The organism is Streptomyces sp. NPDC052107, assembly GCF_040680215.1.
Classification (GTDB): domain Bacteria; phylum Actinomycetota; class Actinomycetes; order Streptomycetales; family Streptomycetaceae; genus Streptomyces.
The window spans coordinates 1-4,321 of the sequence record NZ_JBFAWG010000210.1; the positions used below are offsets into that span (position 1 = coordinate 1).

4 protein-coding genes are annotated in these 4,321 nt (G+C 68.7%); 2 read left to right on the top strand and 2 right to left on the bottom strand.

The annotated features are described in order from the left end of the window. Window positions 1–230 precede the first annotated feature (230 nt). On the bottom strand, window positions 231–566 hold the full coding sequence (locus tag AB0M27_RS46900; protein ID WP_365732324.1) for a hypothetical protein: 336 nt from the start codon (window positions 564–566) through the stop codon (window positions 231–233). Window positions 567–947: 381 nt separating this feature from the next. Between AB0M27_RS46900 and AB0M27_RS46905 the strand changes: the two genes are divergently transcribed. Together AB0M27_RS46905 and AB0M27_RS46910 are read left to right on the top strand one after the other, a co-directional pair. Continuing rightward, window positions 948–1,508: a lamin tail domain-containing protein gene (locus AB0M27_RS46905; protein ID WP_365732325.1), complete on the top strand. Its 561-nt coding sequence runs from the start codon at window positions 948–950 to the stop codon at window positions 1,506–1,508. 356 nt (window positions 1,509–1,864) lie between these two features. After that, window positions 1,865–2,125: a hypothetical protein gene (locus AB0M27_RS46910; RefSeq protein ID WP_365732326.1), complete on the top strand. Its 261-nt coding sequence runs from the start codon at window positions 1,865–1,867 to the stop codon at window positions 2,123–2,125. A 429-nt stretch (window positions 2,126–2,554) separates the two neighbouring features. Here the strand turns inward: AB0M27_RS46910 and AB0M27_RS46915 are convergent, their stop codons facing one another. Beyond that, a complete protein-coding gene (locus AB0M27_RS46915; protein ID WP_365732327.1) occupies window positions 2,555–3,826 on the bottom strand; it encodes a hypothetical protein in 1,272 nt (423 codons plus the stop codon). Window positions 3,827–4,321 lie beyond the last annotated feature (495 nt).

Sequence of the window (4,321 nt, forward strand, 5' to 3'; positions counted from 1 at the left end):
GGATCGCCCTGACGGCGATCCAGCTATCCCTGCCCTGCTCCGCAGGAGTCCGATTCCTCCCCGGCCCTGAAGGCCAGGGCATCCTCGGAGGAACCTGGTGACCTTGCCGTCAGTAAGGAGCCCCTCCCGAGATCAGCGCCCGCACGCGCGTCCCGATTGGGTCGCGGATGGGGCGCAACTCTCGCAACTGGTCATTTGTGAGAACTGAGGCGATGCCGCCGCCTTCGGTCTCAGTCGATGAGTCTGGTCCGTGCCTCGGCCGCCATTGCGCGGCACCGGCTTGGGCGGGCGGGGTCGCGGGCCGGCGCTTCGACGATGTCTGCGCCGCGCGAACGGTCGAGCCCGGCCAGCGGCTGGGCCGCCAACAGGCGGTGCATTAGGGCGGCGGCGGGGTCGCGGGCGAGGAAGTCGAGTACGCCAAGGCTGCGCGGGCGGTCGTACGCGGTCGGCCTGCTGGCCGCCTCGAAGCGGTCCCCGCTGTGGAGGGCAGGGTCGCGGGCCAGTGCCGCAAGGGTGTCGGCGCCGCGGGAACGGTCGAGCCTGGCCAGCCCCCCTGCCGCCTCCACGCGCTCTCGACCGGTGACGGAGCTGTACCTGCCTGCATCGTGCCTGACGCCGCTGTCGCCACCCTCGGTGGGTGGCTCGGGAGGTTGTTACTCACTTTCGGGTGTCGGCTGGAGGGTGGGAGGGGGGTGCACAGCAGTGTTCACGACGGTGGTGGTGCTGACGGGCCACCAAAGGGGCAGATTTCGCGCGTTGATGCAGCATGCAAGCAAGCGTCACAGGCCAATGCATGATTTGTAACGCAGCTCGCGTATTGCCCGTATTTACCGTGTCTGCCGGGAAGGTGTGGTGCGCGGCCAGCCAGCCGTCACCGTACTTCGCACAGTCCCGCTCACGGCCTGCGGCCGCGGGAGGGTTGTACCCACACCCTGTAGGGAGAGCCTGTGTCCGTTTCCGCTTACGTGCCCGCCCGGCGTCTGGCCGCTGCCGCACTCGCGGCTGCTGCTGCGGTCGGGGCGGCGGCACCGCCGGCGTCCGCCGCCGACCACGGCCCCCGCACCTGTCGCGAGCGCGTGCAGATCAGTGAGGTCCGCCGCTACGTCCCTGGCCCAGAGCACCACTTCAACCGCTCACTTAACCGCGAGTGGGTGGCAATCACCAACACCGGCCACCGGGAGGCCAATCTGGACGGATGGACCCTGTCGGACGACGACGGCCGCACCTACACCTTTCACCACTACCGCCTGGAAGGCCGCGCAACCGTCCGCATCCACACCGGCATCGGCCGCGACAGCGACACCGACCTGTACCAGGACCGCCGCAACTCCGTATGGGACGAGGACTTTGACACGGCCACGCTGCGCGACGACCGCGGCCGCCTCATCGACGCGGTCTCCTGGGGCGTCGAGGGCCGGCACGGCGGTCGGTGCAGTGGGGAAGGCCTCCACGACGCCGGCTGCCGCCTTGGCGGCGGGCGCCACGACGAGGATGAGCACCGTCACTGAGCATCCGGAGGGTCTGGCGGTGAACACTGAGCGCGAGGTTGTCGGCACCGGGACGTAACAGGCACGGCTGCGGGCGCCGGATCCTCGATCAAGGCGCGCCGCCGGCCAACCGAGCACGTCTGGGGATGGTGCGCCGGGCCGGCCGACGCCTGCCGCCTCGATGGTGACGGACGCGAGGAGCGCACGGAAGCGGACTGTTCCTGGTGCCGGTCACCGCAATGGACAGGCGATTGCCGGCAGTCGGCGAAACGTCCGACCGCCGCGTCGAAGGCGAAGACCCGTACAGAGCGCAGCACACTCCGCCCGCGGGACGGCGCGGGGGTGCAGCGGAAGCACACACAGAACGGAGCAAGATCATGCAATCCCTCACCCCAGCAACCGATCGATCGTGGGACCTGGCCCCGGAGCATGACTTCCTGCTGCCTCCGCCGCGTCCCGCGGACCGCATTGCCTGCCGCATCGCTCCGCGCGACCTGCGGCGCCTGGACCTGTACGCGGTGCTGACCGCGGCCGGGATCGCACCCCAGCCCGGAGACCGGGAGGTGATCGACGAGCTCAGCGCGCTGTCCGACAGCGCGCACGAAGCCCTGCACCGCTGGCTCAGCTATGTCAGATGACTCGCTGGATGCCGGGTCACCGCATCCACCGCGTCGTGCGGTCTTGCCGTGACGGCGGCAATCGAAGCCACCGTCGCTGTCAGGGTCAGGCAGAACTTGGTACTGACCCAGTAAGTACGGAAACAGGTCCCACAGCGTGCCGAGGGCCAGCAGCACGCCGTTGCGGCCCGGGCTTGGTTGAGCGGGCCCGGGCCGCAGGGCCGAGGGGACAGATGCGGTCGGCGGCGATCAGGAGGTAGTGGAAGCTGCCCTCCTTGTAGGCGGTGAGGCTGGGGGTACCAGACACGATGTGCCTGGTCGACCGTGGGAGCGTTCAAGAGTTTGGTCGCGTCCATGCCATTGAGAGGTATGGACCAAGAACGCCTTGGGGAGCGCGTCCGGCCAGGAGTCCACATAGGACGCCTGGCCGGTCGTGTGCGCTCAGCGGTCTTACAGCTGTGGTTGGGGCATCCGCTGCCAGGTGAACGGGCCGTAGGTCGTGTCGGTGACGGCGTGGTTGGCGTTCGGGTCGGCGCTCAGTTTCAGCCATTCCAGCGGGGTGGTGCTGCCGTGCACGACGATCCGGTGGAAGTTCGAGACGTTGTAGTACGGGTGCTCGTTCCACGCGTTGTTGCCCGGGTCGTGGGCGCACACGTCGACGCCGGTGGCCGGGTCCTTCTCGCCGGTGCACGTCGCCGTCGGTGACAGCGGATTGTCCGAGCGGTACAGGTGCGAGTCGCCGTTGAGCATCAGCACCGGACGGCCGAACTCGCTCGTCCGCGCCGCGACCTCGCTGATGATCGGCTCGTAGTTCGTCAGGTGGTCCTTGGTCTTGCCGTCGAGGTCCCACATGTCGGCCTGTGCCGTGATCACCACGGCCTTGGCGTGCTTGGCCCGCGCGTCGGCGAAGGCGGCTTCGAGCCAGCGGACGTCGGCCGCGGTCCGGTTGGTCCGCTCGTCGGTCTGCGCCTGGGTCGCGGTCGGCACCTTGTACCAGGGGTCGGTGTCGTTGTTCGAGCCGCCCGGCACGTTGATGGTCACGAAGACGATGTCGTTCTGCGCCCACATCACGTTCTCGACGTATTGCGCGTCGCCCGGGTGGCGCGGGTCGTAGGCGGTGGCCTGGGAGACCACGTTCAGTGTTCCGCTGCCGAGGGTGTGGCCGGGGTGCGCAAAGAAGTCCTGCCGGACTTCGGCGAGGTTGTCGAGAGGGTTGCCGCAGTGGTAGCTGACGCAGTCCGCCGTGTCGGCCGACAGGCCGTTCGTGCCGATGTAGTTGATCGCGCCGGCGGCCGAGTCGTAGAAGCCCCCGCCCTGACCGGGTGAGGTGAGGCTCGACGCCTTGTGGCAGTCGGCCCACTCGTTGTCGCCCGGCGTGTAGACGAGCGGCTTGGTGAAGTTCTGCCACGCGGACGCGATCGAGGCGTCGTAGTCGTCGGTGCAGAACTCCTTGCCCGAGTGGATGTCGCCCACGTGGATGACGTCGCTGATCGTCGGGTCCCCGTTGATGGTGCCGATGAACGCCGGGGTCTTCTGGAACTGCGAGGTGTCGGCGGTCTGCCCCGCCGGCGCGTACGCGGACTTGCCGTACGGCGAGTCGCCGAACACGGCGAGCGTCAGTGGACTGCCGGCCGTCGATGCCGTGGCGGTCGACATCACGGAAGAGGCCAGGCCGACGGCAACGAGCGTGATGAGCCCGCGCTTTGGCATGCGTCTCGACATGCGTCCCTCTTTCAGGTCCGGTTGAGGGGGGCGCCCCAGTGAACTGGATCCTCAGGGAGCGCGACATGGCCTCAAGGGCGGCCTGGAGATGACGAGCAAGAGAAATCTCGGCCGCTCCCCCAGGCCGGATCGCCCTCTGCCGATCCGCCGCAGCGCGGCATGTCACTCACAGGGCCGACGGCGCTCGGCCCCCGGACGGCGATGTCGGCTGCCCGGGGGCCCGGCGTGTGATCTACGGCCTGTGGCACGGACATCTGCGGCAGCCGGTGGACGAGGCTCTCAGCGTCGCCGATCACCCAGATCGGTCACCTCCCGCCTCACGACCGACCTTGTGCCCAGAGCCGACGAACGGGAGGACGGCGCTGGTGTCCGCCTTGGTGCCGCCGTCAGGCCGCAGATCCCACCGTTCCTAATCAGTGAGCAGTAGTGAGTCTTGGACCCATACCTGGTCACTGCGGGCATCCCGAACGGTTTTGGATGTCCTGGTCGCCCGCT

Coding starts and splice junctions, on each gene's coding strand:
- AB0M27_RS46915 (WP_365732327.1), bottom strand. CDS start 3,826: ATGTCGAGACGCATGCCAAAGCGCGGGCTCATCACGCTCGTTGCCGTC.
- AB0M27_RS46910 (WP_365732326.1), top strand. CDS start 1,865: ATGCAATCCCTCACCCCAGCAACCGATCGATCGTGGGACCTGGCCCCG.